Annotated in this window: 27 protein-coding genes; 18 read left to right on the top strand and 9 right to left on the bottom strand. The window is 65.8% G+C overall.

Features of this window, described 5'->3' with window-relative positions; translation table 11 throughout:
* Positions 1–114: 114 nt before the first annotated feature.
* From AABQ55_RS10775 to AABQ55_RS10760, 4 genes are all read right to left on the bottom strand, one after another.
* Positions 115–444, bottom strand: a complete 330-nt coding sequence (locus tag AABQ55_RS10775; RefSeq protein ID WP_244765937.1) for a DUF1236 domain-containing protein — start codon at positions 442–444, stop codon at positions 115–117.
* 95 nt (positions 445–539) lie between these two features.
* Positions 540–2,327 carry an aspartate--tRNA ligase gene (gene aspS, locus AABQ55_RS10770; protein WP_064329689.1) on the bottom strand — a complete coding sequence of 596 codons (1,788 nt, stop codon included), beginning with the start codon at positions 2,325–2,327 and terminating at the stop codon, positions 540–542.
* 376 nt (positions 2,328–2,703) lie between these two features.
* Positions 2,704–3,300, bottom strand: a complete 597-nt coding sequence (locus tag AABQ55_RS10765) for an NUDIX domain-containing protein (RefSeq protein ID WP_272805008.1) — start codon at positions 3,298–3,300, stop codon at positions 2,704–2,706.
* 21 nt (positions 3,301–3,321) lie between these two features.
* Positions 3,322–5,502 carry a molybdopterin-containing oxidoreductase family protein gene (locus AABQ55_RS10760; protein ID WP_272805007.1) on the bottom strand — a complete coding sequence of 727 codons (2,181 nt, stop codon included), beginning with the start codon at positions 5,500–5,502 and terminating at the stop codon, positions 3,322–3,324.
* 45 nt (positions 5,503–5,547) lie between these two features.
* Here AABQ55_RS10760 and AABQ55_RS10755 point away from each other — a divergent pair, with 45 nt between their 5' ends.
* From AABQ55_RS10755 to AABQ55_RS10745, 3 genes are all read left to right on the top strand, one after another.
* A complete protein-coding gene (locus tag AABQ55_RS10755; RefSeq protein WP_272805006.1) occupies positions 5,548–6,408 on the top strand; it encodes a 23S rRNA (adenine(2030)-N(6))-methyltransferase RlmJ in 861 nt (286 codons plus the stop codon).
* A 77-nt stretch (positions 6,409–6,485) separates the two neighbouring features.
* Complete coding sequence (locus AABQ55_RS10750; protein ID WP_272805005.1) at positions 6,486–7,214, top strand: ribonuclease T2 family protein; 729 nt, start codon at positions 6,486–6,488, stop codon at positions 7,212–7,214.
* A 112-nt stretch (positions 7,215–7,326) separates the two neighbouring features.
* Positions 7,327–7,920 carry a glutathione S-transferase gene (locus AABQ55_RS10745; protein WP_272807432.1) on the top strand — a complete coding sequence of 198 codons (594 nt, stop codon included), beginning with the start codon at positions 7,327–7,329 and terminating at the stop codon, positions 7,918–7,920.
* A 419-nt stretch (positions 7,921–8,339) separates the two neighbouring features.
* On the opposite strand, the gene AABQ55_RS10740 is transcribed toward AABQ55_RS10745, so the two are convergent.
* Entirely contained in the window at positions 8,340–8,981 is a 642-nt protein-coding gene (locus AABQ55_RS10740; RefSeq protein WP_244765943.1) for an outer membrane protein, read from the bottom strand.
* Between the two features lie 358 nt (positions 8,982–9,339).
* Here AABQ55_RS10740 and AABQ55_RS10735 point away from each other — a divergent pair, with 358 nt between their 5' ends.
* From AABQ55_RS10735 to AABQ55_RS10710, 6 genes are all read left to right on the top strand, one after another.
* Entirely contained in the window at positions 9,340–10,104 is a 765-nt protein-coding gene (locus AABQ55_RS10735) for an SDR family oxidoreductase (protein WP_272805004.1), read from the top strand.
* Complete coding sequence (gene uvrC / locus AABQ55_RS10730; protein ID WP_272805003.1) at positions 10,101–12,152, top strand: excinuclease ABC subunit UvrC; 2,052 nt, start codon at positions 10,101–10,103, stop codon at positions 12,150–12,152. Before AABQ55_RS10735 ends, uvrC begins: the two co-directional genes overlap by 4 nt.
* A gap of 67 nt (positions 12,153–12,219) precedes the next feature.
* On the top strand, positions 12,220–12,753 hold the full coding sequence (locus AABQ55_RS10725) for a hypothetical protein (protein ID WP_272805002.1): 534 nt from the start codon (positions 12,220–12,222) through the stop codon (positions 12,751–12,753).
* An 87-nt stretch (positions 12,754–12,840) separates the two neighbouring features.
* Positions 12,841–13,425, top strand: coding sequence for a CDP-diacylglycerol--glycerol-3-phosphate 3-phosphatidyltransferase (gene pgsA, locus AABQ55_RS10720; protein ID WP_244765947.1), 585 nt, complete (start codon positions 12,841–12,843; stop codon positions 13,423–13,425).
* Position 13,426: 1 nt separating this feature from the next.
* Positions 13,427–13,681 (top strand): molybdopterin converting factor subunit 1, encoded by a 255-nt coding sequence (moaD, locus tag AABQ55_RS10715; protein ID WP_064329679.1) that lies wholly within the window; start codon positions 13,427–13,429, stop codon positions 13,679–13,681.
* A 3-nt stretch (positions 13,682–13,684) separates the two neighbouring features.
* Positions 13,685–14,152: a molybdenum cofactor biosynthesis protein MoaE gene (locus tag AABQ55_RS10710; protein WP_272805001.1), complete on the top strand. Its 468-nt coding sequence runs from the start codon at positions 13,685–13,687 to the stop codon at positions 14,150–14,152.
* 187 nt (positions 14,153–14,339) lie between these two features.
* On the opposite strand, the gene AABQ55_RS10705 is transcribed toward AABQ55_RS10710, so the two are convergent.
* Positions 14,340–15,236, bottom strand: a complete 897-nt coding sequence (locus tag AABQ55_RS10705; RefSeq protein ID WP_272805000.1) for a branched-chain amino acid ABC transporter permease — start codon at positions 15,234–15,236, stop codon at positions 14,340–14,342.
* Between the two features lie 118 nt (positions 15,237–15,354).
* Here AABQ55_RS10705 and AABQ55_RS10700 point away from each other — a divergent pair, with 118 nt between their 5' ends.
* From AABQ55_RS10700 to AABQ55_RS10690, 3 genes are read left to right on the top strand one after another with little or no spacing between them, the layout of a single operon-like run.
* Positions 15,355–15,909 (top strand): CGNR zinc finger domain-containing protein, encoded by a 555-nt coding sequence (locus tag AABQ55_RS10700; protein WP_272804999.1) that lies wholly within the window; start codon positions 15,355–15,357, stop codon positions 15,907–15,909.
* Positions 15,906–16,412 (top strand): hypothetical protein, encoded by a 507-nt coding sequence (locus AABQ55_RS10695; protein WP_244765952.1) that lies wholly within the window; start codon positions 15,906–15,908, stop codon positions 16,410–16,412. Before AABQ55_RS10700 ends, AABQ55_RS10695 begins: the two co-directional genes overlap by 4 nt.
* Before the next feature lie 58 nt (positions 16,413–16,470).
* Positions 16,471–17,880 (top strand): hypothetical protein, encoded by a 1,410-nt coding sequence (locus AABQ55_RS10690; RefSeq protein WP_272804998.1) that lies wholly within the window; start codon positions 16,471–16,473, stop codon positions 17,878–17,880.
* Positions 17,881–17,951: 71 nt separating this feature from the next.
* Here AABQ55_RS10690 and ndk read toward each other — a convergent pair whose 3' ends face one another.
* Together ndk and AABQ55_RS10680 are read right to left on the bottom strand one after the other, a co-directional pair.
* Positions 17,952–18,374 (bottom strand): nucleoside-diphosphate kinase, encoded by a 423-nt coding sequence (ndk, locus tag AABQ55_RS10685; protein WP_064329673.1) that lies wholly within the window; start codon positions 18,372–18,374, stop codon positions 17,952–17,954.
* Between the two features lie 105 nt (positions 18,375–18,479).
* Positions 18,480–19,169, bottom strand: coding sequence for a glutathione S-transferase family protein (locus AABQ55_RS10680; protein ID WP_272804997.1), 690 nt, complete (start codon positions 19,167–19,169; stop codon positions 18,480–18,482).
* A gap of 132 nt (positions 19,170–19,301) precedes the next feature.
* Between AABQ55_RS10680 and AABQ55_RS10675 the strand changes: the two genes are divergently transcribed.
* The 5 genes from AABQ55_RS10675 to AABQ55_RS10655 all read left to right on the top strand — a co-directional run bounded on the left by AABQ55_RS10675 (position 19,302) and on the right by AABQ55_RS10655 (position 24,458).
* On the top strand, positions 19,302–19,811 hold the full coding sequence (locus AABQ55_RS10675) for a DinB family protein (protein ID WP_244765955.1): 510 nt from the start codon (positions 19,302–19,304) through the stop codon (positions 19,809–19,811).
* A gap of 198 nt (positions 19,812–20,009) precedes the next feature.
* Positions 20,010–20,294, top strand: a complete 285-nt coding sequence (locus AABQ55_RS10670; protein ID WP_244765956.1) for a hypothetical protein — start codon at positions 20,010–20,012, stop codon at positions 20,292–20,294.
* A gap of 190 nt (positions 20,295–20,484) precedes the next feature.
* Entirely contained in the window at positions 20,485–21,567 is a 1,083-nt protein-coding gene (locus tag AABQ55_RS10665) for a GGDEF domain-containing protein (protein WP_272804996.1), read from the top strand.
* Between the two features lie 89 nt (positions 21,568–21,656).
* On the top strand, positions 21,657–23,543 hold the full coding sequence (locus AABQ55_RS10660; RefSeq protein WP_272804995.1) for an ABC-F family ATP-binding cassette domain-containing protein: 1,887 nt from the start codon (positions 21,657–21,659) through the stop codon (positions 23,541–23,543).
* 87 nt (positions 23,544–23,630) lie between these two features.
* Entirely contained in the window at positions 23,631–24,458 is an 828-nt protein-coding gene (locus AABQ55_RS10655; protein WP_272804994.1) for a polysaccharide deacetylase family protein, read from the top strand.
* A 6-nt stretch (positions 24,459–24,464) separates the two neighbouring features.
* Here the strand turns inward: AABQ55_RS10655 and AABQ55_RS10650 are convergent, their stop codons facing one another.
* Entirely contained in the window at positions 24,465–25,307 is an 843-nt protein-coding gene (locus tag AABQ55_RS10650) for a GNAT family N-acetyltransferase (protein ID WP_272804993.1), read from the bottom strand.
* 249 nt (positions 25,308–25,556) lie between these two features.
* Between AABQ55_RS10650 and AABQ55_RS10645 the strand changes: the two genes are divergently transcribed.
* Positions 25,557–26,663, top strand: coding sequence for a TRAP transporter substrate-binding protein (locus AABQ55_RS10645; protein ID WP_272804992.1), 1,107 nt, complete (start codon positions 25,557–25,559; stop codon positions 26,661–26,663).
* The last annotated feature ends 158 nt before the right edge of the window (positions 26,664–26,821 follow it).

Here is a 26,821-nt window from a genome sequence, read left to right as displayed (position 1 = left end):
ACTGATTGTGCGCGGAATTGGGATCGACTGGCGGCGAATTCGCGGCATTGTGGCGTCCGCCGCGGCAGGACACGCAAAACCCGGCGCGAAGCGCCGGGTTCTGTTTCGAGCGGCTTATTCGAGAACCTGTATGACGGTGCGCGTCTGGGGGTTCACGATGACGCGGCGCTCGTTGACGACCGTATAGGCGTAGTCGGCATTGCCGTCGATCGTGTGGATTTCCACCGCATCCGGGATCACCCGGCCCACGACCACGTCGCCCTCATAGGCGACCGAGGGGACTTCCTGTTCCAGGACATAGGTGCGGACCTCGCCCGGCACGACGACGGTCGATTCGGTGGTCACCGGATCGGTCTCCTCGATGATCACCGTGCTCTGGGCGTAAGCCGAGGCGGAGAGCGTCAGGAGCGTCGCCGCCGTGGCAAGGAGTAGCTTGTTGCGCATGTTCGTTCTCCTGTGCTTGACGCAGAAAGAACGGCGATCACGCGCAACTGTTCCGCACGGCGGAAAGGACCGGCGCCCTTCCCGCCTTGCCTGGATCAATCCTTCTTCGACGGAACGACGCGCAGCGCGAGTTCGCGAAGCTGCGCCGGGGTTGCCGGCGACGGGGCGTTCATCAAGAGATCCTGCGCCTGCTGGTTCATCGGGAACAGCGAGATCTCGCGGAGATTCTTCGCGCCGACGAGCAGCATGACCACGCGGTCGATGCCGAAGGCGCAGCCGCCATGCGGCGGGGCGCCGTACTGGAAGGCGCGGTAGAGGCCGCCGAAGCGCTCTTCCACGTCCGCCTGGCTGAGGCCGACCTTCTCGAAGGCCTTGACCATCAGCTCCGGCGACTGGTTACGGATCGAGCCCGAGGCGATCTCGAAGCCGTTGCAGACCGCGTCGTACTGGTAGGCCTTCAGCTCCAGCGGATCCTTGCTGTCGAAGGCTTCGAGGCCGCCCTGCGGCATGGAGAAGGGGTTGTGCGCGAAGTCCACCTTCTTCTCGTCCTCGTTCCACTCGTAGAAGGGGAAGTCGACGATCCAGCACATTTCGAAGCGATCGCGGTCGACGAGGTTCAGCTCCTCGCCGGCGCGGGTGCGGGCTTCGCCGGCGAACTTGTGGAACTTCGCCGGATCGCCGGCGACGAAGAAGCAGGCGTCGCCGTCGTCGAGGCCGAGCTGTGTGCGGATGGCATCCGTGCGCTCCTCGCCGATGTTCTTGGCAAGCGGGCCGGCGCCTTCGAGCTTTTCGCCCTCCTTGCGCCAGAAGATATAGCCGAGGCCGGGCTGGCCCTGGCTCTGCGCCCAGGCGTTCATGCGGTCGCAGAAGGCGCGCGAGCCGCCGGTCTTGGCCGGGATCGCCCAGACCTCGACCTTCGGGTTGGAAGCGATCATGTTGGCGAAGACCTTGAAGCCGGAGCCGGCGAAATGCTCGGTGACGGCCTGCATGACGATCGGGTTGCGCAGATCCGGCTTGTCCGAGCCGTATTTGCGGATGGCCTCGTCATAGGGGATGCGCGGCCAGTTCTTCGTCACCGGCTTGCCTTCGGCGAATTCCTCGAAGACGGCCGTCATCATCGGCTCCATGGTCTCCCAGACGTCCTCCTGGGTGACGAAGCTCATCTCGACGTCGAGCTGGTAGAATTCGCCCGGCAGGCGGTCGGCGCGCGGGTCCTCGTCGCGGAAGCACGGCGCGATCTGGAAATAGCGGTCGAAGCCGGCGACCATCAGGAGCTGCTTGTACTGCTGCGGAGCCTGCGGCAGGGCGAAGAATTTTCCCTCATGGATGCGCGACGGCACGAGGAAGTCGCGCGCGCCTTCCGGCGAGGAGGCGGTGAGGATCGGCGTCGTGTATTCGGCAAAACCCGCCTCGCCCATGCCCTTGCGCATGGCGGAGATGATCTGCGTGCGCTTGATGATGTTCTTGTGCAGCGTCTCGCGGCGCAGGTCGATGAAGCGGTACTTCAGGCGCACGTCTTCCGGATAGTCCGGCTCGCCGAAGACCGGCAGCGGCAGTTCCCTGGCGGCGGAAAGAACCTCGATCTCCTGTGCGTAAAGCTCGATCTCGCCGGTGGGCATGCCCTTGTTGACCGTGTCCTCGGTGCGCGCCTTGACGAGGCCGTCGATGCGGATCACCCATTCGCCGCGCACGGTCTCGGCCTTCTTGAAGGCCGGCGAATCGGGGTCGGCGACGACCTGGGTGATGCCGTAGTGGTCGCGCAGGTCGATGAAGAGCACGCCGCCATGATCTCGGACGCGGTGGACCCAGCCGGAAAGACGGACGGTCTGGCCGACATCGGACTTGCGGAGGGCGGCGCAGGTGTGGCTGCGGTAACGGTGCATCGTGGTATCCTGAAATGCTGATAGGCCGCGCGGGAAGAACCCGGCGCAGCGACCAAGAAAAATCGCGCGGAAAAGCGCATGGCCGGGGCTGTTTGTCAAGGCTTGCGGGTCTTTTGCCGGGGGCCGTGCTGCTTGACCATGAAAGACGCAAAGGCGATTGCCAGGAATATACGGCCCCTCATCCGGCCTGCCGGCCACCTTCTCCTTGGCTGCGGGGCGAAGGAGATATGCCGCGCCGTTTTCCTCGACCAATACCCCGTCCGCGGGGCAAGTCCCCTCTCTCCGCTTGCGGGGAGAGGGCCAGGGTGAGCGGCCGCATACGTTCGGCGTTCCCGCCTTGAAGCGAGCCCCGGGACCGAGAATCACTCCCGCCCGATCAGCCGAACTCCGCCCGGTGCAGCATCAGCCATTGCAGCATGACGATCGTCTTCGCATCCTGAATGCCGCCGGTGGCGATGAGGTCGTAGGCTTCGTCGATCGGCAGTTCGACGATCTCGATGTCCTCGCCCTCCCCGTCGACGCCGCCGCCCTTGCCGTCGCGGGCCGTGGCGTCGATGCGGGCGACGAAGCAGCCGACGCGCTCGGTCAGCGTGCCGGGGCTGGAATAGATGTCGAAGAGATGGCGCACGCCCTGCACCGCATAGCCCGTCTCCTCCATCGCCTCCCGGGCGACGGCCGCCTCGGGCGCGTCGTCATCGAGCAGCCCCGCCGGCACTTCCGAGAGGAAACCGTCCGGATGGCCGCCGAAGAAGGCGCCGGGGCGGAACTGGCGCACCAGGATGACCGACTGGCGGGCGGGATCGACGAGCAGAACGCAGGCTGCAGGGCCATGGTCGTGCACCTCGCGATCGAGCCGCTCGACCCGGCCGTCCGCCCGCGTCTGCTCGACCACGACGGTGCGAAGATGGATGAACCGCTTCCAGACCGTCTGCTGGTCGACGATGCGGACGGCGGAGGACATGTCGAGCGTCATGAAAAATCCTTGCGTGAAAATTCAGGCCTTGCGCAGCCAGACGCGGTTGTCGTGGAAGGCGGCGCCGCCATAGGGCGCGACCGGATCGGCGCCGGTCAGGACATTGATGCCCTCCCCGTCGAGATGGGCGGAATTCGGCCAGATGCCCTCGGCAATCAGGACGCCGGGTTTCGCGCCGTCGGTGACCCTGGCATGCAGGCGGATATCGCCGCGGGGATTGCCGAGCTGCACGATATCGCCGTCCGCGATGCCGTTCGCCGCCGCGTCCTCGGGATGGATCATCACCTCCGGCCGGCCCTCGCGCTCACGGGACCCCTTCGTCTCCGTGAAGGTGGAGTTGAGGAAGGTGCGGGCGGGCGACGTGGCGAGGCGGAAGGGATGATCCGCATCCGGCGTCTCGATGATCGCCACATGATCCGGGAAGGCCGGCAGCGCTTCATGCGGACCGAAGGCGCCGAGCACCTTGGGCGGCCTGTTGGGCGCCGGCGTGTTCGTCCAGTTCGGCCTGAAGCGGAATTTCCCGTCCGGAAAGCCGAACCCCTTCACGAAATGCGCGGTGTCGAAATCCGGCTGGCAGTCGATCCACTTCTCCTCGCCCAGCCTGTCGAAATCCATCTCGTAATAAGGCAGCATGCGGGTGATGTGCTCGCGCTCGGACAGGCCGAAGCCCGGCCTGTCGCCGACGCCGAGACGCTTGGCCAGTTCCTCGATGACGAAGAGATTGGTGCGCACGGTGGCCGGCGGCTCCACGAGCTTGGGGCCGAGCAGGATGTGCTGGTGGCCGCCGCCGCGGTAGATGTCGTCGTGCTCGACGAACATGGTGGCGGGCAGCACGATATCGGCGAGCCTTGCCGTATCGGTCATGAAATGCTCGTGCACCGCGACGAAGAGGTCGTCGCGCAGGAAGCCCTGCTTCACCAGGCGCTGCTCCGGCGCCACGTTCGCCGGGTTGGTGTTCTGGATGAGCATGGCGGTGACGGGGCCGCGCCCGCGCAGCGCGACGGCATCGCCCGTGAGGACGCGGCCGATCTGCGACTGGTCGAGCATGCGGATGTCGCTGTCCGCCATCCTTGCGCCCGTCAGCTCTGCCTTGCGCAGGTGGAAGATGTCGGAATTGCTGTGGAAGGCGCCGCCGCCCTCGTATTGCCAGGAGCCGAGCACGGTGGCGACCGAAAGCGCCGCATGCATGGAGACCGCGCCGTTGCGGCTGCGGGTGAAGCCGTAGCCGAGGCGGAAGAAGCTCTTCCTCGTGCGTCCGACCAGGGCGGCGAAGGCCTCGATCTCCGCGACGCCGAGGCCGGTGATGCCGGCCGCCCATTCCGGGTTGCGCGTTGCAAGATGCGCCTCGAGGCCCGCCGGATCGTCGGCATATCTTTCCATGTACGCACGGTCGGCATAGCCGTCGCGGAACGCGACGTGCATGACGGCGCAGGCGAGCGCGGCATCCGTGCCGGGGCGCAGCTTCAGCGCGATGTCCGCCTGCTTCATCGTCGGGTTGTCGTAGATGTCGATGACGACGATCTTCGCGCCGCGCTCCTTGCGCGCCTTCACCGCATGGGTCATCACGTTGACCTGGGTGGAGACCGGATTGGTGCCCCAGATCACCACGCAATCGGATTTCGCCATCTCGCGCGGATCGGGGCCGCGCAGCGTGCCCGCGCCCATGGTGTAGCCGGTCCAGGCCGGATTGGTGCAGATCGAGCCGAAGAAGCCGGAATAGCGCTTGGCGTGGCGCAGGCGATCGATGGAATCGCGCTGAACGAGGCCCATCGTGCCGGCGTAGAAATAGGGCCAGACCGCCTCGCTGCCATGGGCCTGCTCGGCCTTGACGAAGCTTTCGGCAATGGCGTCGAGCGCGGCTTCCCAGGAGATGTCGGCCCATTCGCCGCCGCCCTTCCCACCCCTGCGCACCAGCGGCTTCATCAGCCGGTCGGGATGGTAGAGGCGGTCGGCATAGCGGGCGACCTTGGCGCAGATGACGCCGGCCGTGTAGCTGTTGTCGGCGCTGCCCTTGACGCGGCCGATGCGTCCATCCGCGCTTATCTCGACATCGAGGGCGCAGGTGGAGGGACAGTCGTGCGGACAGGCCGAATGGCCGATGCGCGGTTTTCCGAGATGGGGGGTCGCAACGTTCATGGCTTTTCTATATTGCAGAGCACGAAGTGCCAAAAGGCAAATCATTCTACCATTGCAACAATTCATCGTCGCATCAGCGCGGATGATCGTGGGCGTCGCACGGGGCCTGAAATGAACTACCGCCACATCTACCATGCCGGCAATTTCGCGGACGTGCTGAAGCATGCCGTGCTCGCCCGCCTCGTCCTCTACATGCAGGGCAAGGACAAGGCCTTTCGCGTGCTCGACACCCATGCCGGCATCGGCCTCTACGACCTTTCGAGCGAGGAAGCGCAGAAGACCGGCGAATGGCGCGACGGCATCGGCCGGCTCCTCGACGGCGACCTGCCTTCTCCGGTGGCCGATATCCTCGCCCCCTATCTGAAGGCCGTCCAGGACCTCAATCCGCAAGGCGGGCTGACCTGGTATCCCGGCTCGCCGAAACTGGCGCGCCTGCTCTTCCGCCCGCAGGACCGGCTCTCCGCCATGGAACTGCACCCTGACGACTACGAGACGCTGCACCGCCTGTTCGACGGCGACTTCCAGAGCCGCATCACCAGGCTCGACGGCTGGCTGTCGCTCGGCGCGCACCTGCCGCCGAAGGAGAAGCGCGGCATCGTGCTGGTCGATCCGCCCTTCGAGATCGAGGGCGAATACGAGCGGCTGGTGGAGGGACTGGAAAAGGCCGTGCGCCGCTTTGCCGGCGGGGTCTATTGCCTATGGTATCCGCTGAAGAAGAACGCCCCCATCGCCGCCTTCCACAAGGCGCTGAAGGCGACGGGCATTCCCAAGATGCTCTGCGCGGAGCTTTCGGTGAAGAGCGACCGCGAGACGACGGGACTGACGGGCTCCGGCCTCATCGTCGTCAATCCGCCCTATACGCTGAAGCAGGAACTCGACGTGCTGCTGCCCTTCCTCAAGGAGCGGCTGGCGCAGGACCGCTTCGCCTCGGCCCGCGCCTTCTGGCTCGCGGGGGAAACAAAGGCCTCTTGACCTTTGCCGTCCGGCGGCAACAATCGCGCGCCGAACCGGGAGACCTTCATGACGCCATTCCTCGCAGCCGCCGAACGATGAGCCGGCTGCTTTCCTTCCCCCTCGCCCGCCCCCTCTGTCTGCTGCTCGCCGGGCTCGTGCTGCCTGCCGGCTGCAGCGAGGACAAGCCGGCCGAAAAGCCGAAGACGGAGGTGAGCCGCACGGCGCCGGAAACGCGCGGGGCGGTGCCGCTCGGCAAGGGGTTCGATTTCTACGTGCTGTCGCTCTCCTGGTCGCCGACCTGGTGCGCGGACAACGATGCCGGCGGCCGGACGCAGCAGTGCCGGCGCGGCGAGAACAACGGCTTCATCGTGCACGGCCTCTGGCCGCAGAACGAGCGCGGCTATCCGGAATTCTGCCCGACGCGCCAGCCGGACCGCGTGCCGGAGAACCTAGGCCGCACCGTGCTCGACATCATTCCCTCCATGGGGCTGGTCGGCCATCAATGGCGCAAGCACGGCTCCTGCTCGGGCCTCAGCCAGAAGGACTATTTTGCCGTGACGCGTGCGGCCTTCGAACGCATCGGCATTCCCGCCGACCTCACGCCGCAGCGAGGCGGTGCCCGGCTTTCCCCTGATGCAGTGGAGGCGGCCTTCATCGCCGCCAATCCCGGCCTCGACCGCAAGGGCATCGCGGTCACCTGCGTGGACGGCCGGCTGGAGGAGGTCCGCATCTGCATGACGACGGCGCTTTCCTTCCGCACCTGCCCTGCCGTCGACCGCGCCGGCTGCCGTGCCGGATCCATCGAACAACCGCCCATTCGCTAGCGCGTTTCCGCTTTTCTTCGAAACGCGAAAGCGCTCTAACGCTTCTTTCAATGCGATTGCGGACGCAAAGCCGCTTCGCCCTTTTGCCGGACTTGCCCAGAACAGGATGCCGCTGATGAAGATCTACTATTCCAATGCCTCGCCCTATTCCACCAAGGTGCGCATGGCTGCGCATTTCGCCGGCCTTAACGCGCGATCGGTCGCGACCGACACCAATGCCGACCCGGCGGAGCTTCTGGCCGCCAACCCGCTCGGCAAGATCCCGACGCTGGTGACCGACGAGGGCCTTGCCGTCTACGACAGCCGTGCGATCATGAACTATATCGACCGCCAGACGAAGGGCACGCTCTATCCGCGCAATGCGGCAAAGCGCACGGAGGTGGACGTGCTGGAGGCGACCGCCGACGGCATCTGCGACAGCCTGCTCGCCATCGTCTACGAACGCCGCTCGCGGCCGGAGGAGAAGGTCCACCAGCCCTGGATCGACCGGCAGTGGCAGAAGGTCGAGCGTGCGCTCGACCATCTCGAAGCCAACATGCCCCGCCTCGGCAGGAAGCCGCATGCCGGCCACTTCGCGCTGGCCGCGATGCTGCGTTACATCGAATTGCGTTTTGCCGGAAAATGGCAGCGCGGCCGGCCCAAGCTGAAGCGCTTCCTCTCCCGCTTCGAGGCGGTTTTCCCGGATTACGCGCAGTTCAAGGATTGACGGTTCGCCCCTCATCCGGCCTGCCGGCCACCTTCTCCCCGCAAGCGGGGCGAAGGGGATATGCCGCGCCGTTTCCTCAAACAATAGCCGTTCGTGAGGCAGGTCCCCTCTCCCCCTTGAGCAGGCGAATTGCATATGACAGCACGCTGCTGCTTTCCCCTTCTCCCCCGCGGGGAGAAGGTGGTCCGAAGGGCCGGATGAGGGGGCTTGCACACCGTCTGACGTCTGCGTCACCCCCTTATCCCGCTGCCGCGACCTTCTCCCCGCGGGGGAGAAGGGGCAAGACGCGCCGCCTCATTCCATATGCAATTCGCCTGCCGCTTGCGGGGAGAGGGTTAGGGTGAGGGGCAACCACATCCCCCAAACGCAGAAAAGGCCGGGCTTTCGCCCGGCCTTTCCCGCTTCCAAAGCCGTTTGGCTTAGAACTTCACGCCGAGACCGACGCGGACGCTGTGGTCTTCGAAGCCCGACTTCACCTTGGTGCCGCCGAGGTTGAAGCCCTTCTTCTGGTAGTCGCTGTAGCGGTATTCGATACGCGCCGTGACGTTGTTGGTCACGAAGGCTTCGGCACCGGCACCGGCGGTCCAGCCGACCATGTTGCGGTCGTCCTTGCCGGCGGCGTTCTTCATCTCGACATTCGTGCCGGCAATACCGGCCGTGCCGTAGACGAGGACCGGGTTCAGGTCGACACCGACGCGGCCGCGGATCGAGCCGTTGACGCCCTGCTTGCCCTTCAGGCCGTTGCGCTCGGCATCGACGCCCGAATAGTTCAGGTCGGCTTCGCCGCCGTAGACGAGCTGGCCGTTCTGCATGTTGTAGCCGCCGTAGACGCCGCCGCCGAGGCCGTTTGCCTTGGCGTCGCCCTGGCGGCTGAAGTCGCCGCGCTGCCAGCTTGCCGTACCACCGGCATAGGCGCCGGCCCAGTTGCCGCCGGCAACCGGCTCGGAATATTCAGCGGCCGGAGCCTGCGGGATATCGTCGATGGCGTCGGCAGCGTGAGCAGCCTGGAAAGCGACCATGGAGACGGTCGAAGCGATGAGGGTGGCGATGAGTGTACGCATGATATTCTCCTTTACTGAACGACGCCCTCTGTGGGAGGCGATCGGGCGTCGTCATTTCCAATTCAGTCCCGCCCGGTTGAGCGGAAATTGAATAAAGATTGAGGAATTGAAAGAGCCAAAATGTGAAATGATTGTGGCAGCGAGGCGGCACAAATTTGATGTGACTTTTGCGCACCAGGCGATTTATTAACCATAAAATCAATAAGTACAAAAATCGGTAAAATATACTTCAAATTACTTTGAAGTCGCTTTTGCAGTTAATTTTTCTGCAACCAATTGTCATGGGGGAGTTTAAGCCTGCGCCGGGATGTCTATATCTTGGGCCGGTTAATCAAATGAATCGGCAGGACGGAATTTCGTGAACAAGCCCCCCAGGACGGCCCTCGTGACGGGCGGCGCGAAACGCATCGGCAAGGCCATCGTGGAAGACCTCGTGGCACACGGTTTCGCCGTCGCGATCCATGCCAACACGTCCCTGGAAGACGCCGAGGCGATGGCCCGCGCCTTCAATGCCGGCGGCGGAAGGACCGTCGCCGTGCAATGCGACCTAGCGGACGGGGCGGCCACAAGCCGGCTGATCGGCACGGCGGCGGACGCCCTCGGCCCCATCGGCCTCCTCGTCAACAACGCCTCGCTCTTCAAGCCCGACACCGTGGAGGCCTTCGACGATGCGCTGTGGGAGCGGCATTTCGCCGTGCATGTGAAGGCGCCGTCGATCCTCGCGCGCGATTTCGTGCGCCAGCTTCCCGAGGGCGCACCGGGTTCGATCGTCAACATCATCGACCAGCGCGTCTGGAACCCGACGCCGCGCTACTATTCCTACACGCTCTCCAAATCGGCGCTGTGGATGGCGACCCGCACCATGGCGCAGAGCTTTGCCCCGCGCGTGCGCGTCAATGCCATCGGCCCCGGCCCGTCGCTGCCGAACGAGCGGCAGGACGATGCCGCCTTCCAGGCGCAGGTGGAGGGCCTGATCCTGCGCCGCGGACCTGGTCTCGACGAATTCGGCCGCACAGTTCGCTTTTTGTTCGACACGCCATCCATTACCGGGCAAATGATAGCGCTCGACGGCGGGCAGCATCTCGCCTGGGAGACACCCGATGTCGGGGGAATAGCCGAATGAATGGCCGAAAAGTGGAGGATGGCGGCATCCTCTATGACGAGAACGAGACGGACGACGAGGACGAGCTGCAGGAATCTCCCGCGGCGACGGTCGCCGTCGCGCCCGGCATCGCCACTCCGGGGATCGACTGGAACGAGGGCGGCGACGTGCCGGAGGGCGTCATCGGCGCCGAGCTGATCCAGCTCTTCGTCAAGCGCCTGCCGAACAGCCCCGGCGTCTACCGCATGTTCAACACGGCGGGCGACGTGCTCTATGTCGGCAAGGCGCGCAGCCTGAAGAAGCGCGTGACGAACTATGCGCAGGGCCGCGGCCACTCCAACCGCATCACGCAGATGATCCGCCAGACGGCGAACATGGAGTTCGTCACCACGCGCACCGAGACCGAGGCGCTGCTCTTGGAGGCGAACCTCATCAAGCGCCTGCGCCCGCGCTTCAACGTGCTCCTGCGCGACGACAAGTCCTTCCCCTACATCCTCGTGACGGGCGACACGCGCGCGCCGGCGATCTTCAAGCATCGTGGCGCGCGCAGCCGCAAGGGCGACTATTTCGGTCCCTTCGCCTCGGCCGGCGCGGTGGGCCGCACGATCAATTCGCTGCAGCGCGCCTTCCTCCTGCGCACCTGCACCGACAGCGTCTTCGAGACGCGCACGCGGCCCTGCCTGCTCTACCAGATCAAGCGCTGTTCCGGTCCCTGCACCCACGAGATCCGCGATGCGGACTATGCGGAGCTGGTGCAGGAGGCGAAGGATTTCCTCTCGGGAAAAAGCCAGAAGGTGAAGGCGCACATGGCCGCGGCCATGAATGACGCCGCCGAGGAGCTCGATTTCGAGCGCGCCGCCGTCTATCGCGACCGGCTGGCGGCGCTCAGCCATGTCCAGAGCCACCAGGGCATCAACCCGGCCGGCGTGGAGGAGGCCGACGTCTTCGCCATCCATCACGAGGGCGGCATCTCCTGCATCCAGGTCTTCTTCTTCCGCACCGGGCAGAACTGGGGCAACCGCGCCTATTTCCCGAAGGCCGACCCGCAGCTTTCCGGCAGCGAGGTGCTGAACGCCTTCCTAGCCCAGTTCTACGACGACAAGCCCTGTCCCCGGCAGATCCTGCTTTCGCAGACCGTCGAGGAAATGGACCTGCTCAGCCAGGCGCTTTCCGAGCGCTCGAACTACAAGGTCGCCATCTCCGTGCCGCAGCGCGGCGAGAAGAAGGACCTCGTCGACCATGTCGTCGCCAATGCCCGCGAGGCGCATGGCCGCAAGCTGGCGGAGACGGCCTCGCAATCGCGCCTGCTGGATGGTTTCGCCGCCACCTTCAAGCTGCCTTACGTGCCACGCCGCATCGAGATCTACGACAACTCCCACATCATGGGCACCAATGCCGTCGGCGGCATGGTGGTGGCGGGGCCGGAGGGCTTCGTGAAGGGGCAGTACCGCAAGTTCAACATCAAATCGACCGACATCACGCCCGGCGACGACTTCGGCATGATGAAGGAAGTGATGACCCGGCGCTTCGCGCGCCTCATCAAGGAAGAGGGCCTGCCGGACCGCGGTGCGGACCAAGGCGCGGACGCGGCGGACCTCCCCTTCCCCGCCTGGCCCGACGTCATCCTCATCGACGGCGGCCAGGGCCAGATGACGGCGGTGCGCGCCATCCTCGAAGAGCTCGGCATCACCGACCAGGTCATCGCCATCGGCGTCGCCAAGGGCGCCGACCGCGAGGCCGGGCGCGAGCGCTTCTTCATGAAGGGCCTTGCGGATTTCTCCCTGCCGCCGCGCGATCCCGTGCTCTATTTCGTGCAGCGCCTGCGCGACGAGGCGCACCGCTTCGCCATCGGCTCGCACCGGGCGCGGCGCAAGAAGGAGATGGTGAAGAACCCGCTCGACGAGATCGCCGGCGTCGGCCCGACGCGCAAGCGCGCCCTGCTGCAGCATTTCGGCACCGCCAAGGCCGTCTCCCGCGCGGCGATGGCCGACCTGATGGCGGTCGCCGGCATTTCGGAAAGCGTCGCGCGCATCGTCTACAACCATTTCCATGACGACGCGGCGGGATAGCTGGCCCGGCCTGCCGGCGGGTGCTAGGGTGCCCATACGGCATTCCTTCATTCGAGAGCGAGGCGCCATGACCGTCTTCCGCAAGATCGTGCCCTTCGGCCTCTGCCTTCTCGCAACGGCCGCCGCTGCCCAGACGCAGGTCGGCGATGCGCAGATGCTGGGCGTCAGCGGAACCTGTGCCGAGCTCGTTGTCGGCGACCTCCGTTTCAGCGAGGCCTGCTCGCAAAAGCTGCTCAACGTCACCTATCCGAACGGCCGCGTCGGCTTCTACTTCGTGCTCGACGACGGCCGGATCGTCACCTTCACCGGCATGGACGGCGACAATCCGACGCCGGATACGGACGTCATCAACCTCGACAAGGTGATCGTCAGCCGCAAGGACACGCCGGACCAGCCGGATGTCTTTCCGGCGACAGGCACCTGCGGTTTCGGCAATCCGACGAAGGGGCCGGCGACGATTGCCTGCGAGGGCACGCTGTCGGACGGCAAGCGCTTTCGCCGCCTTCACGACGGACGGCAAGCCGCCGACATGAGCCCGCCGGCCCCGCAGAATTCGCGGCGTTTTCCGCGAATGGCCGCGACATTCGCCCACGCTCCGTAAATTCGCCAAGAATTGCCGGAAACAAAGGTTGACGGCGCTGTCACAAAGACCTCATCTAGCCGCAAACCTGTCGAGACTGAAGAATCCATGGCTTCCCGCGCATACAGCATACCCAACCTCCTCACCTACGGCCGTATCGTGGCCGTTCCGCTGATCGTTCTCTGCTTCTTCGTCGAAGGGCGGCTGGAATCGTCGGACTTTGCGCGCTGGGCGGCCTTCTGGCTGTTCGTCGTCGCCTCGATCACCGACTACCTCGATGGTTACCTCGCCCGCATCTGGAACCAGACATCGAATATCGGCCGCATGCTCGACCCGATCGCCGACAAGCTGCTGGTCGCCTCGGTGCTGCTCCTGATGGCCGCGGACGGCACCATCGCCGGCTGGACGATCTGGGCCGCGATCATCATCCTGTGCCGCGAGATCCTCGTCTCGGGCCTGCGCGAATATCTCGCCGACCTCAAGGTCAGCGTGCCCGTCACGCGCATCGCCAAGTGGAAGACGGCGATCCAGATGTTCGCCATCGCCTTCCTCTTGGCCGGCCCCGCCGGCGACAAGATCCTGCCCTACACGACCGAGATCGGCATCACCCTGCTCTGGGCCGCCGCGCTCATCACCATGTATACCGGCTACGACTATTTCCGCGTCGGCCTGAAGCACATCGTGGACGAGTGAGATGACGAAGCTCGTCTATTTCGCCTGGGTGCGCGAACGGATCGGCAAGGGCGAGGAGGAGATCGACCTGCCCGCCTCCGTCAGGACCGGCGGCGACCTGCTCGCCTATCTGAAGACGCTCGGCGAGGACTATGCCCACGCGCTGGAGCATGAGAAGGTCATCCGCATCGCGATCAACCAGGAGCATGTCGAGCACGACGAGCCCATTCTCGGCGCCCGCGAGATCGCCCTCTTCCCGCCGATGACGGGAGGCTGAGCGATGACCGGCGACGTCCCGGTCGTCGTGCGTGTCCAGACGGCGGATTTCGACGCCGCCGCGGAAGCCGCCCGCCTTGCCGCCGGGCGGCGCGATGCCGGCGCCGTCGTCACCTTCACCGGCCTCTGCCGCGACGAGGGCGGCAGGCTTTCCGCGCTGGAGCTCGAACATTATCCCGGCATGGCCGAGGCCGAGATCGGCCGCATCTGCCGGAAGGCCGTGGAGCGTTTCTCGCTTCTCGGCATTACCGCCATCCATCGTGTCGGCAAGATCGCGCCGGGCGAGAACATCGTGCTCGTCATCGCGCTCGCCCCGCACCGCCACGCCGCCTTCGACGGCGCCTCCTTCGTCATGGACTACCTGAAGACCTCCGCGCCCTTCTGGAAGAAGGAACACTTTGCCGATGGTAGCGAGGGCGGCTGGGTGGATGCCAAGGAAAGCGACGACAGGGCGCGGGAGGCGTGGTCGTAGCGGACCTGCCGGCCATGGTGTGCCATGTCGCGTGGATCCTCGGGTCGAGCCCGAGGATGACGCCAGAAGGCAGGGCATACAGACCAGCCATGCTGCCTTTTGCCGCACCGTTTGACGGTCAGGCAACCTCTCCTCCTCTCCGTCATCCTCGGGCTCGACCCGAGGATCCACCCGCACGGCACACCCTCTACGGCACCGGCCGCTCCCGCCGGAAAATCACCAGCAGCAGGACGAGCGCGGAAAAGATCACCAGGTCGCGCCATAAGAATTCGCCATAGGCGCTCCACAGCGTCTCGGCGAGACCCATGGCCGCGCCGCCGAGGGCGGAGAGCAGCGGCGTGCCCGCCCCGCCGATGGCGGCGATGAACAGCACCTTCACCCCGAAGACGAGGCCGCCGCCGAAATCCATGTTGCCGTAGTAGGAGACGGCGAGGATGCCGGTGAGGCTGGCGATCAATGCCGCCAGCGCATAGGCCGAGAGGTAGACACCCGCGGCATCGACGCCGCAGAGCTCCGCCGCCTGCCGGTCCTCGGAGACCGCCCGCCAGCGCCGGCCCCAGGCGGAACGGGCGAGGAAGACATGGCCGGCAAGGACGATGGCGGCCATGGCCGCGGTGTTCGCCAGTTGCAGCACCGTCAGCGCGACGGGAAAGGCCGGATCGCCCCACAGCACGACCGGCGTGTTGAGGAAGGGCGGCAGCCAGAGGCTGCGGGTGTCCGCGGCGAGCCGCGCCGTCTCCATCAGCACCAGCACGACGCCGAGCGCGGCGACCACCACCGTATTGTCCGAGGAGAAGGCGAGCGGGCGCATGACATGGCGCCCGACGACGAGGCCGGCGCCGACGCCGTAGAGCAGCGCCACGACCGCGCCGAAGCCGAGCGCGGCGGGCAGCACCAGCCAGAGCCGGTCCCAGCCGTAACCGGAAAACAGGATGAACATCTGCGCGGCGAAGGCGAAGAGTGCGCCATAGGCGACATCCGCCCGGCGCGTCACGGCAAAGGCGATCGAATAGCCGAAGGCGAGTGCCGCATAGAGCGCGGCAACGGGCGCGGCATTGGCGATCTGCTGGAGGAAATAGGCCATGGCGGTTCCGGGCTTTCCCGCATTGTCACGCACGCCTCCCGGGAAGCCACTGTCTGCCCTTCTGGAACCGTGCTGAAATTATAACTGGCAAAAGGACTTTTACCAGTTAGAATATCGCATGACCTTTTCCTGGACCCCGCATCGTTTCTCCGGCGGCGCGCTCGCCCTCGATGTCGCCAATTCCGTGGTGCTGCGCGGCGATCCCGATCGGCGGATCGACCGTTTCGCCGATCCCGCCATCATGGACGCCTTCCCCGCCGGGGCGGACCGGCACGGGGCGGAGCATGCGCGTTTCGGTCCGCTCGAGGCGGTGAGCGAGGATGGACGCGCGGGGCTGATCGCGCTGCGCGAGGCGATCGACCGGCATTTTCGCGCCGAAGTGCGGGGCCATGGCACGCCGGCGCTGCTTGCCGACCTCCTGGAGACCATCGCCGCCACGCTGCGCCGCTCGGGCAACCGGCCGCGGGCGCTCGATACCGCGACGGCGCGCTCCGCCCTCCTGCTGCTGGCACATCCGGAGCCGGAGCGGCTGAAGATCTGCCCGAACTGCCATTGGCTCTTTCTCGACCGCAGCCGCAACCGCTCGCGCGCCTGGTGCGACATGGCCGTCTGCGGCAACCGGGCAAAGGCCAGCCGCCATTACCACCGCAACCGCGAGGAGACACGGCCATGAAAAAATCCTGGCTGATCCTGCTGCCGCTCCTGCTCGTCCTTGCCGCCTGCCAGCGCGAGGCGGGAACCGATCCGCTGAAGCTGACGGGCAAGATGTTCGTCTTCAACTACCGCCTCGCCTATGCCACCTACATGGTCACGCTCGACCGCACCGCGCCGGTGCCGGAAGGTTCCGTGGTGCGGGCCGAGTTCGAGAATCCGGCGGGCGGCGCGCCGCTGACGCTGGAGCGCAAGCTGTTCGCCAACCTCACCCGCGTCGCGCTGGAGAGCCCGGACATTTCCTGCGTGAAGAAGGGCGTGCCCTACAAGGTGGCCATCCAGGTCGTCGGGCCCGACGGTGCGGTGCTGCAAAGCCTGGAAACCCAGGTCACCTCCAGTGCCGACCAGAGCATCCTGCCAGCAAAGGCCCTGGTCGTCGGCCCCGGCTACGACAGGAATCCGGAGGTGTTCAAGGACGGCAAGACGCCCGCGCATTTCGAAACGGCGACGTGTCCCGCCAGCTGACGAATATTCACCAGGGATCGCGCGTTCCATCCAAAGCTGCTCCCGGAGGATCGGACACATGCGATTCCTGCCTGCCCTGGCTTTCGGCTTTTTAGTGTTCTCCCCTGTGGCCCATGCCGAGGAGGCAGCGGACTGTCCGGCAAAGCCCGTAATCCTTGCCTTTTCGGATACGGTACTGGCGGACCGGGAGAAACTGCCGCGCTTGAAGGCGCGCGGTTTCGGGGCGGAAGCGGCCTATCTGAAGATCCGCTACGGCAGCCTTTCCATGGACGAGGCGACAGCCCTCGCCCACGGACTGCGCGATGCCGGCGTGCGCGAGGCGATCGATCTTGCCGGCGCCCTCGATGCGGCGCGCGACGGGTTCGATGCGCTGGGCGATGCCGATCCGGTTCAGCTCAACGGGCTGATTTCCACCGTGCGGGCAATCCTGCTGCATGGGGATGGCGACAGGTTGCTGGCCGCGATCGCCAGCCTGCCGCCGGAGCGGCAAGTCTCGCTCAGCGGGCGGATCGTGCCCGCCATCGCGGACCGGCCCGATGAGGAGAAGGCCAAACTCGCAGCATCGGCGGGCCGCCACAAGCTGTTCTTCCTTCAGGCAGGGCTCGTTGCGAGCCAGCGCGACCCGAATGCCTGGCCGGTCTTCGTTGCCGGCTTTCCCGACACGACCAGGCTTGCGGACCTGACGCAGCTCTGGAGCTGGGCGCCGGCGCTCGTCGGCAATCCGGCCCTGCCGCGGCTTCCGGTGCCTGACGCCGCGGCCCAGGCGACGCAGAAAAGCCTGCACACCGTCTGGATCGCGGCGGCGAAGGAGCCGGAACGCGATTTCCTGATGACCTATGTGAACCAGACCGGCGATATCGCCTCGACAGCAAAGGCGGCAGAGGCGGTTCTGACCGAGATCACGGCCGGGCGGGTCAGGCCCGAGGGTCTTCTCGATCCGGCATGGCTGGTGGCCTACAGGGCTCTTCGCGCCGCAGGGCCCGATCCCGCCGTGGTCGACACGACGCTCGAAAGCATACCCATCAATACGCGCCGCGCCGTGCCCCGGACCGGCAATGTCTCGGTACGGGACCTCATCGACCGGGTCGTGGCGATCGACACGCTCGCTCCCTACCTCGCCGGCAAATCCGATGTCCTCCCGGACATGCCGACGGACATCAGCCCGAAATTCCAGGCGGAATGGCCCTTGTGGGTGGAGCTTTCCAAATCCCTGAAATCCGTGCCGCTGACGCCGCTCGCCAAAGACCCGGTCAAGGCGCCGATCGTCGCGGAACTGCTGTTTGCCGCCGGCGACCATGCGCGCCTTGCCGATTTCGTCCTTACCGTCGAGCCGGTCGAAACAAGGCTTGCCCTCGCCACGGATCTTGCAATTCGCCTCGATCGCGGCTGCCGGAGCTATCTGCGCCACCCGGCCGAAGCGCTGCTCCTGGCCGGCCAGCCGCTCTTCAAGTTCGATCCGGCACAATGAAAAACCGGAGCCTTCCGGCCCCGGTTTCCAAATCACGTCAAAGGCTTCCGGCCGGAGCCGGACAAACCGATTCAGCCGACGATTTCGGTGTCGGAGAACCAGTACTTGATTTCCTGGGCAGCGGTTTCCGGAGCGTCCGAGCCGTGAACCGAGTTCTCGCCGATCGACAGGGCATGCGTCTTGCGGATCGTGCCCTCGTCGGCGTTGGCCGGGTTGGTGGCGCCCATGACTTCGCGGTTCTTCAGGATGGCGTTCTCGCCTTCCAGGACCTGGACGACCGTCGGGCCGGAGGTCATGCCTTCAACGAGCTCGCCGAAGAACGGACGCTCCTTGTGAACGGCGTAGAAGCCTTCGGCTTCGCGCTTGCTCATCCAGACGCGCTTGGAAGCAACGACGCGCAGGCCCGCGTCTTCGAGCATCTTGGTGATCGCGCCGGTCAGGTTGCGCTTCGTCGCGTCCGGCTTGATCATCGAAAAGGTGCGTTCAATCGCCATTTTCCCGTTTCCCTTGGTTTTCCGGTGAAAGTGGCCGGTTCCATAGCCGCCAACGCCCCGCAAAACAAGAGGGGCGCCGCGATTGGCGCCGTCAGCGGCAAAGTTTCACGCCGCCGTCACACGGTGGCCGGCGCCGCCGTGCAGGTCGAGGCAGCGGGCGAACCAGCCGGCGACGGGATCGCCCTCCTCCAGCACTTTCGTGCCTGCCGTCGTGCGCAGCCACTGCAGCGCGCCGAAGACGATGTAGTCGGGAAAAAGCGGGCCTTCACCGCCGATGAAGGGCTGGACCTTCAGCATGTTGCGCAGCGGCTGGAGCTTCTTGGCGAAGCCCTCGACCTCCGCCTTGCCGGCCGCCGCGATGTCCTCCAGCGAGGCGCCGAGGCGTTCCTCGCGGCTGCGGCGGAAATAGACCTGGTCGGCGGGCTCCAGCAGGTTGTGGATGTCGAGGATGGCGATACGGGTGACGGCCATGTGCAGGGTGGATTGCGACCAGTTCTCGATGAAGCGGGCCATCGCCCTGCCGCCCTCCCCGCCGAACAGCGACGGCCGGTCGGGATAGGCCTCGTCGAGATAGAGGGCGATGTCGAAACTGTCGCGCACTAGCCGGTCGCCGTCGCGCAGGAGCGGCACCGTCGCCGTGCTGCCGCCCTCGATGGCCGGGATCTCGGTGAAGCCGACCGGGACCGTCTCGTAGGCAAGGCCCTTGTGGGCGAGCGACATCACCGTCTTCCACACATGGGGCGAGAACTGGCGGGTCCGGTCGGCGCCGGAAAGCGCGTAGAGCAATCGGGTCATCAAAGCCTCGTTTCGGTTTGCCGCCATTGGAGCGCAGGACGGCGCCGTGCGCAAATCAGATAATTTCATGAGTGACATTCACGCGGCCGATGCGCGCTTCGGCTATAGTTGCGGCAGATCACGGAGACAACGATGCTCGACCACTACCGCATGTTCGCCGCCTACAATGCCTGGGCCAACCGCACGCTCTATGCCGAGGTCGGCAAGCTCGACGACGAGGCCTTTCGCCGGAACCTCGGCGCCTTCTTCGGCTCGCTGCACGGCACGCTGAACCACCTGCTCGCCGCCGACCGGATCTGGATGAAGCGCTTCACGGGCAGCGGCGATGCGCCGGCACGCCTCGATGCGATCCTTCACGAGGATCTTGCCGGCCTTGCGGCGGCGCGGCAGGCGGAAGACGCACGCCTGATCGCCTATACCGATTCGCTTTCGGAAGCGGCGATCGCCGCCGATTTCACCTATAGCCCGCTCACCAATCCGGCGGTCATCACCCACCCGCTCGGCCCCGCCCTCACCCACATGTTCAACCACCAGACCCACCATCGCGGCCAGTGCCACGCCATGCTGACCATGGTGGGCGGACCGAGCATCACGCTGGACCTCATCTCCTTCGTGCGTACCGAGGGATCGAAATTCCTATAAATTTTAGGGTGAGTGACCCTTCCTGTTCCTGCAATAGTGGTGATACAGTTGCGCGGCATGGGAGCGCTCGGCATCGATTTTGGGGGCTGCTCCGTCCTGTCACCCAAGTGACAGGCACGGGCGATCGGTAATGGGATAGTCGCTGCCATCGGGGCTGGTGCGGGACGGCACAGGCCTCTCCTGAAAGAGGGAAGAACAATGGCAAGAACGACCGAAGAGTGGGCAGCCCTGCTCGGCAGTACGCTTTGCAAGATGGCACGGGTTTACGGTACCGATGCCCCGAATGCCTACCTGCCGGAGGAGTGCTATCCGGTAATCGAGAAGACCTTCGAAGTGGCGCTGAAGGAAGCCCGCGCGGAGGGTTACGCGGCAGCGATGCGCGAACTCCAGCAAAATCGCGCGCCCCGCAGCAAGGAACCGGCCCGTTCGACCGTGATCGGGCAGGTGATGCGGGTGATCCCGCTCGCCCGGCGGACGGCGTGAGGTCCTGAACCATATCCCCGTGCGGCGGCGTCCGCGTGATGCCGCTGCACCCCGCGCAAGCGGGCTTGCGCATCGTCAACTTTGACCTGAATCTTTCTTCAGCACACGTAAAATTAACCGTGCAATCCGATAGTTACGCCGACCTTCCCCGAGCGCTGGCCCCCGCCCGCGCGCCACCCGACGGCGTTTCATGAGCAGCAAAGACAGCACCACCCCGAAAGACACGCAGCCCGCCGTTCCGCCGATCACGGCGCGCATCGCGCATGTGATGGCCAATCTCGGCATTGCCGGCCTGCCGCGGAACTACGAACTGCTGTTCGAGGCGCTGAACGGCAATGCGAGCGTGGCGCGCGAGATCGCGGCGCTCGGCAAGGCACCGGAACAGGCGGCGCTCGATTCGATCGCGCTGCGCCATTCCCTGCCCAGCCACAATGTGCTGGCGGCAGGCCAGGCGGCGGGCGAAGCGGTGCGCGTGCTCGCCGAAATCTCGAGCGCAGCGGAAACCAGCCGGCGCAATCGCGCGGCCGCCCTGCAGGAACTGGAGGAAATCGCCGCCCGCATGCGCAAGGACCCGGTGCTCGGCATTTCCGACTTTTCCAACGACACGGTCCGGCTGCTGTCGATCCTGCGCGACATCCTTGGGGCCGACCGCGCGTCCACCGCACGGCTGGAAGACCTGCAGGCCCATCTCGATGGCCTGCGCTCGGGCCTTTCCGTCAGCCGGGAAGCACTGACCCATGACCCGGTGACCGGCCTTGGCAACCACGCCGCGCTGCTCGGCCGGCTGAAGGCCTTCTTCCAGGCGGAGGCGGCCAACGCGACCTCGGCCCTTTTGATGTTCCGCGTCGAACAGCTCAAGGAATTCGCCGAGAGCCATCCGGCGGGCGCTGCGGAAAAGACGCTGAAGCGGCTTGCCGCCATCTTCCGTCGGTCGGTCAAGAAGGAGGATTTCGTCGCGCGCACCGGGCCGGACGTCTTCTGCCTGCTGCTCTCCAATGTCAGCCGCGAGATCGCCGTGACGATCGCCCGCCGCATCGCCGTGCGCGTTGCGGAAAAGCCCTTCCCCTTCATGGACCGGGAACTGCCGGCCGGCTTCCTGACCTTGACGGCCGGCGTCTCCATGAGCGACGCGGCCAGGACGCCGGCCACGTTCTACGACCAGGCGGAACAGGCGCTCGCCTATGCGGGCGACGCCGGCATTGCGCTGCGCATCTATTCGGCGGAAGTCGCCGATCGGGCCGGCCGGGCCTATCGCAGCGGCGCGGCGGCCTGACGCCGCCGCCTTCCCCGCTTTCTGTTTTGACGCCATTTCGGGCGCAAAACCGCTTCGCACTTTCGCTGGAATTGCTCTATAGACCCGGCATGATCACGATTTCCGGCCTCACCGCCCGCGTTGCCGGGCGTCTCCTCATCGATAACGCCTCCCTTTCGCTGCCCAGCGGGGTGAAGGTGGGTCTCGTCGGCCGCAACGGCACCGGCAAGTCCACGCTGTTCCGCGTCATCACCAGCCAGCTCGCCGCCGAAGCCGGCAGCATCGCGCTGCCGAAGAACGCGCGCATCGGCCAGGTGGCGCAGGAGGCGCCGGGCACGGACGACCCGCTGATCGAGATCGTGCTGGCCGCCGACAAGGAGCGCGCCAGCCTCCTGAAGGAAGCGGAGACGGCGACCGATCCGCACCGCATCGCCGAAATCCAGACGCGCCTCGGCGATATCGGCGCCCACTCGGCGGAAGCCCGCGCGGCGAGCATCCTTGCCGGCCTCGGCTTCGACCACGAGGCGCAGCAACGCCCGGCAAAGAGCTTTTCCGGCGGCTGGCGCATGCGCGTGGCGCTGGCGGCCGTGCTGTTCTCCGAGCCGGACCTCCTGCTGCTCGACGAGCCGACCAACTATCTCGACCTCGAAGGCACGCTGTGGCTGGAAGACTATGTGCGGCGCTACCCGCACACGGTCATCATCATCAGCCACGACCGGGATCTCCTCAACACCGCCGTCAACGCCATCGTGCATCTCGACCAGCAGAAGCTGACCTTCTATCGTGGCTCCTACGACCAGTTCGAGCGCCAGAAGGCCGAGGCCGACGAATTGCAGATGAAGGCGAAAGCCAAGAACGAGGCCGCGCGAAAACACCTGCAAAGCTTCATCGACCGCTTCAAGGCCAAGGCCACCAAGGCCAAGCAGGCGCAAAGCCGCGTCAAGGCGCTGGAGCGCATGGGCACGGTCGCCGCCGTCGTCGAGACCCATGTCCAGCCGATCACCTTCCCGGAGCCGGAGAAACAGCCGGCCTCGCCGATCGTCGCCATCGAGGGCGGCGCGGTCGGCTATGTGCCGGGCAAGCCGATCCTGAAGCAGATCAACCTTCGCATCGACAATGACGACCGTATCGCCCTGCTCGGCTCGAACGGCAACGGCAAGTCGACCTTCGCCAAGTTCATCTCCGGCCGGCTGGAGGCCGAATCGGGTGCGGTGAAACGCGCGCCGGGCCTCAAGATCGGCTTCTTCGCCCAGCACCAGCTCGACGACCTCGTTCCCGAGCAATCGCCGGTCGAGCACGTGCGCCGGCTGATGCCGGAGGCGCCGGAAGCGAAGGTGCGCGCCCGCGTGGCGCAGATGGGGCTTGCGACGGAGAAGATGTCGACGGCCGCCAAGGATCTTTCCGGCGGCGAGAAGGCGCGCCTCCTGATGGGTCTTGCGGCCTTCGACGCACCGAACCTGCTCATCCTCGACGAGCCGACCAACCATCTCGACATCGACAGCCGCCGCGCGCTGATCGAGGCGCTGAACGACTACGAGGGCGCCGTCATCCTCATCTCGCACGACCGGCACCTCATCGAGGCGACCGTCGACCGGCTCTGGCTGGTCAACAACGGCACGGTGAAGACCTTCGACGGCGACATGGAGGAATATCGCAGCCTCATCGTCCAGTCCGGCAAGAAGGACGACCGGGAGAAATCCGCCTCCAACGGCGGCGAGGCCAGCAAGGCGGACCTGCGCAAGGCTAATGCCGACCGGCGCGCCCAGCTCGCCCCGCTGAAGAAAAAGATCAATGAAATCGAATCCCTGACGGCGAAGCTGCAGAAGCAGATTCAGCTTCTTGACACGGAGCTTGCAGATCCCGCGCTCTACGAGAAGAGCCCGGCTAAGGCGGCGGAGAAGGCCAAGCTGCGCTCCATGGCGGTCGACAAATTGAACGATGCCGAGGAACAGTGGCTGGAGCTTTCGGCGGAATACGAGGAGGCGATGGCCGGGTAACGTGCCGTTCTTCCGGCCGCCGCAACGCTTCATTAACCATGATTTGACAAAAGTTCTCGCAAGATCATCGCCTTGCGAGTGCACCCGATGCGTTGCCGTCTGCTCCTAGCCGCGTTGGCGGCCCTCTCCGTTCTTGCCGGCTGCAACACGACCAAGCCGCGCCCTTCCGCCCAGACCGCCTTTGCCGAGACCGGGACGACGAAGAAGCTCGACGCGGACGATCCCGTGCCGATGTCGCCGGCCCGCTGGGCCGGGCATACGGGGCTTGCGGGGCGGACCCTTGCCGTCGCCTCGCTCGGCGACCTGAAGCTGAAGCACAAGGAGGTCGTGCTGACCTTCGACGACGGCCCCGTGCCCGGCCGCACCGAGGCGATCCTCGACACGCTCGACCGCTACGGCGTGAAGGCGACCTTCCTGATGGTCGGCCAGATGGCGGACGCCTATCCGGCGATCGCCCGCAAGGTCGTCGCGCGCGGCCATACCGTCGGCAGCCACACCTATCGCCACGCCAACCTGCGCTACCTCGCCTTCGAGGCGGCGATGGCGGAAATCCGCAAGGGCGAAAAGGCCGTGGAACGCGCCACCGCCCGCCGGCCGGATTTCTTCCGCTTCCCCTATCTGGCGGATACGTCAGCGCTGCGCAGCGCCGTCGCCCGGCGCGGCACCATCATCATGGACATGGACGTCGATTCGAAGGATTACTTCAAGGTGACGCCCGCCTCCGTCGCGAGCCGCACCATGCAGGGCCTGCGCAAACGCGGTCGCGGCATCATCCTGATGCACGACATCCACAAGCGCACCGCCACCGTGCTGCCCTCGCTGCTCGCGCAGCTGAAGGCGGAAGGCTATTCGGTGGTGACGCTGCGCCACACGGACGACGCCGGGCCGCAGCTGCTCGCCATGGCCGGCCGATAAGGCGGCTCAGCCGAGCTCGAAGGTCGTGATGCCGTAGATATGGCCGAGCGGCAGGTCCGGCGCCGTGCCCCGGTACATGCGCGCCGTCTCGAAGACCGGCGAGAGACCGTGGCGCACGCACAGCGCCTTGGCCTCGGCGTTCGGCGCGGGAATGTCGAGAAAGATCTCCCCGCCGCCGACGGTGGCGACCAGCGCCCGGAAGATCAGCTCGGCGCCGACATCGGTGTCGGAGAACAGCGGTCCGATCTTGAAGCCTTCCCGGCAGGCGCGGATCGTGCCGTAGCCGGAAATGCCGGTGCCATGCAGAAGCGCCACGCTCTGGCGCGTCTCCTGCTCCTTCAGCCACTCGCGCAGGAACGCCTCGCGGCGTGCCGGATTGAAACGCGCATCGTAGTCGACGATCAGCGGCATGTGGACCGGGGAAACCGGCGTCAGCCGCGAATCGGCCGGCATCGGGCTCTGCACCCGGCCGCCATGGCGGATATCGGCATGGGCATAGGCGAAGCCGGAGCGGCGATAGTTCTCCTGCTGGGTGACGACGCCGTCGAGCCCGACGAGGCGTCCTTCCGCCAGATCCATCGCCGCGTTCCACAGGCGCAGGCCGACGCCCTGCCCGCGCACCTGCGGATGCACGATGTAGAAGCCGAGGAACGCGTAGTCCGCGCCGTAGCGCACGAGCGAGACCGCCCCCACGAGGCGCTTGTCCGCCTCTGCCACGAGATAGCCCTCGGGATCGGCCGCCCAGAACGGCGCGGCGTCGCCGAGACCCGGATTCCACCCTTCCGCTGCCGCCCAATCCAGAATGTCGACCAGTTCGTCGCGATAGGCCTTGCGAATCTCGATATCCATGGCGTGCCCTTGCCCGTGCCGTTCCACATCCAATCTTTCAACCGCAGCAAGGGCTGTCAACCTCGCGGACAACCGCCGGAAAAGCTCAAAAAACAGGCAGATAGCGACAAAACCCCGCCTAAGACGAAAGTCGTAGCAGAGGCTTTCACCTTCCTTGCCGCCTCGGCTTGAAACCCCCTTGCCGACATGGTTAGGTTTCCGCCGATGACAAAGGGCGGAAAACCACCGCCCGCCATTGGGAGGAAAACTATGGATCGTCGTTCATTCATGAAGAAGGCCGGTGTCGCCGGCATGGGCGGTGCGGCCGCCACCGTGCTTGCGGCCCCGGCCCTCGCACAGAGCAACCCGAAGATCAACTGGCGCCTCGCCTCCTCGTTCCCCAAGTCGCTCGACACGATCTATGGCGGCGCGGAAGTCCTGTCGAAATACGTGTCCGACGCAACGGACGGCAATTTCCAGATTCAGGTTTTCGCCGCCGGTGAAATCGTACCCGGCCTGCAGGCCGCCGATGCCGCATCCGCCGGCACGGTCGAGGCCGCACATACCGTTTCCTACTACTACTGGGGCAAGGATCCGGTCTGGGCCCTCGGCGCAGCCGTGCCCTTCGCGCTCAACGCCCGCGGCATGAACGCCTGGCAGTACCATGGCGGCGGCATCGACCTCTTCAACGAATTCCTCGCCACCCAGGGCCTCGTCGGCTTCCCGGGCGGCAATACCGGCGTGCAGATGGGCGGCTGGTTCCGCAAGGAGATCAAGACCGTTGCCGACCTGCAGGGCCTGAAGATGCGCATCGGGGGCTTTGCCGGAAAGGTCGTCGAGAAGCTCGGCGTCGTGCCGCAGCAGATCGCCGGCGGCGACATCTATCCCTCGCTCGAAAAGGGCACGATCGACGCGGCCGAATGGGTCGGCCCCTATGACGACGAGAAGCTCGGCTTCTACAAGGTCGCGCCCTACTACTACTATCCCGGCTGGTGGGAAGGCGGCCCGACGGTGCATGCCATGTTCAACAAGGCAGCCTTCGACGGCCTGCCGAAGGCCTACCAGTCGCTGCTGCGCACGGCCTGCCAGGCGACCGACGCCAACATGCTGCAGAAATACGACTACCTGAACCCCTCGGCCATCAAGCGCCTCGTCGCCGCCGGCGCGAAGCTCAGCCCGTTCAGCCAGGAAATCCTGTCGGCCTGCTTCGACGCCTCCAACGAGGTCTATGCGGAGATGGAAGCCTCGAACCCGACCTTCAAGAAGATCTGGGAATCGATCAAGGCCTTCCGCGGCGAGTACTACCTCAACGCCCAGATCGCCGAATACAACTACGACACCTTCATGATGATCCAGCAGCGCAGCAACAAGCTGTAAGCCCTGCCGGAGGACGACGTGAAAAACCCCGGGGCAGCGATGCCCCGGGGTTTTTTCTTGCCGATCGAACCGGTGGAATGCTCCTCATCCCGCTACTGCGACCTTCTCCCCGCAAGCGGGGAGAAGGAGATATGCCGCACTGGCCTGCGATTTTCGGG

Source organism: Shinella sp. WSD5-1, from assembly GCF_963942435.1.
GTDB classification, from domain to species: Bacteria; Pseudomonadota; Alphaproteobacteria; order Rhizobiales; family Rhizobiaceae; genus Shinella; species Shinella yambaruensis.
The sequence above is the reverse complement of the archived record's forward strand: the minus strand, read 5'-3'. Positions and strand labels throughout refer to the sequence as shown.

Coding starts and splice junctions, on each gene's coding strand:
- AABQ55_RS10645 (WP_272804992.1), top strand. CDS start 25,557: ATGGATCGTCGTTCATTCATGAAGAAGGCCGGTGTCGCCGGCATGGGC.
- AABQ55_RS10680 (WP_272804997.1), bottom strand. CDS start 19,169: ATGACCCGATTGCTCTACGCGCTTTCCGGCGCCGACCGGACCCGCCAG.
- AABQ55_RS10705 (WP_272805000.1), bottom strand. CDS start 15,236: ATGGCCTATTTCCTCCAGCAGATCGCCAATGCCGCGCCCGTTGCCGCG.
- AABQ55_RS10710 (WP_272805001.1), top strand. CDS start 13,685: ATGACCGGCGACGTCCCGGTCGTCGTGCGTGTCCAGACGGCGGATTTC.
- moaD (WP_064329679.1), top strand. CDS start 13,427: ATGACGAAGCTCGTCTATTTCGCCTGGGTGCGCGAACGGATCGGCAAG.
- AABQ55_RS10660 (WP_272804995.1), top strand. CDS start 21,657: ATGATCACGATTTCCGGCCTCACCGCCCGCGTTGCCGGGCGTCTCCTC.
- AABQ55_RS10650 (WP_272804993.1), bottom strand. CDS start 25,307: ATGGATATCGAGATTCGCAAGGCCTATCGCGACGAACTGGTCGACATT.
- AABQ55_RS10665 (WP_272804996.1), top strand. CDS start 20,485: ATGAGCAGCAAAGACAGCACCACCCCGAAAGACACGCAGCCCGCCGTT.
- AABQ55_RS10760 (WP_272805007.1), bottom strand. CDS start 5,502: ATGAATTGTTGCAATGGTAGAATGATTTGCCTTTTGGCACTTCGTGCT.
- AABQ55_RS10675 (WP_244765955.1), top strand. CDS start 19,302: ATGCTCGACCACTACCGCATGTTCGCCGCCTACAATGCCTGGGCCAAC.
- AABQ55_RS10750 (WP_272805005.1), top strand. CDS start 6,486: ATGAGCCGGCTGCTTTCCTTCCCCCTCGCCCGCCCCCTCTGTCTGCTG.
- AABQ55_RS10765 (WP_272805008.1), bottom strand. CDS start 3,300: ATGACGCTCGACATGTCCTCCGCCGTCCGCATCGTCGACCAGCAGACG.
- uvrC (WP_272805003.1), top strand. CDS start 10,101: ATGAATGGCCGAAAAGTGGAGGATGGCGGCATCCTCTATGACGAGAAC.
- AABQ55_RS10690 (WP_272804998.1), top strand. CDS start 16,471: ATGCGATTCCTGCCTGCCCTGGCTTTCGGCTTTTTAGTGTTCTCCCCT.
- pgsA (WP_244765947.1), top strand. CDS start 12,841: ATGGCTTCCCGCGCATACAGCATACCCAACCTCCTCACCTACGGCCGT.
- AABQ55_RS10755 (WP_272805006.1), top strand. CDS start 5,548: ATGAACTACCGCCACATCTACCATGCCGGCAATTTCGCGGACGTGCTG.
- aspS (WP_064329689.1), bottom strand. CDS start 2,327: ATGCACCGTTACCGCAGCCACACCTGCGCCGCCCTCCGCAAGTCCGAT.
- AABQ55_RS10725 (WP_272805002.1), top strand. CDS start 12,220: ATGACCGTCTTCCGCAAGATCGTGCCCTTCGGCCTCTGCCTTCTCGCA.
- ndk (WP_064329673.1), bottom strand. CDS start 18,374: ATGGCGATTGAACGCACCTTTTCGATGATCAAGCCGGACGCGACGAAG.
- AABQ55_RS10740 (WP_244765943.1), bottom strand. CDS start 8,981: ATGCGTACACTCATCGCCACCCTCATCGCTTCGACCGTCTCCATGGTC.
- AABQ55_RS10700 (WP_272804999.1), top strand. CDS start 15,355: ATGACCTTTTCCTGGACCCCGCATCGTTTCTCCGGCGGCGCGCTCGCC.
- AABQ55_RS10775 (WP_244765937.1), bottom strand. CDS start 444: ATGCGCAACAAGCTACTCCTTGCCACGGCGGCGACGCTCCTGACGCTC.
- AABQ55_RS10670 (WP_244765956.1), top strand. CDS start 20,010: ATGGCAAGAACGACCGAAGAGTGGGCAGCCCTGCTCGGCAGTACGCTT.
- AABQ55_RS10695 (WP_244765952.1), top strand. CDS start 15,906: ATGAAAAAATCCTGGCTGATCCTGCTGCCGCTCCTGCTCGTCCTTGCC.
- AABQ55_RS10655 (WP_272804994.1), top strand. CDS start 23,631: ATGCGTTGCCGTCTGCTCCTAGCCGCGTTGGCGGCCCTCTCCGTTCTT.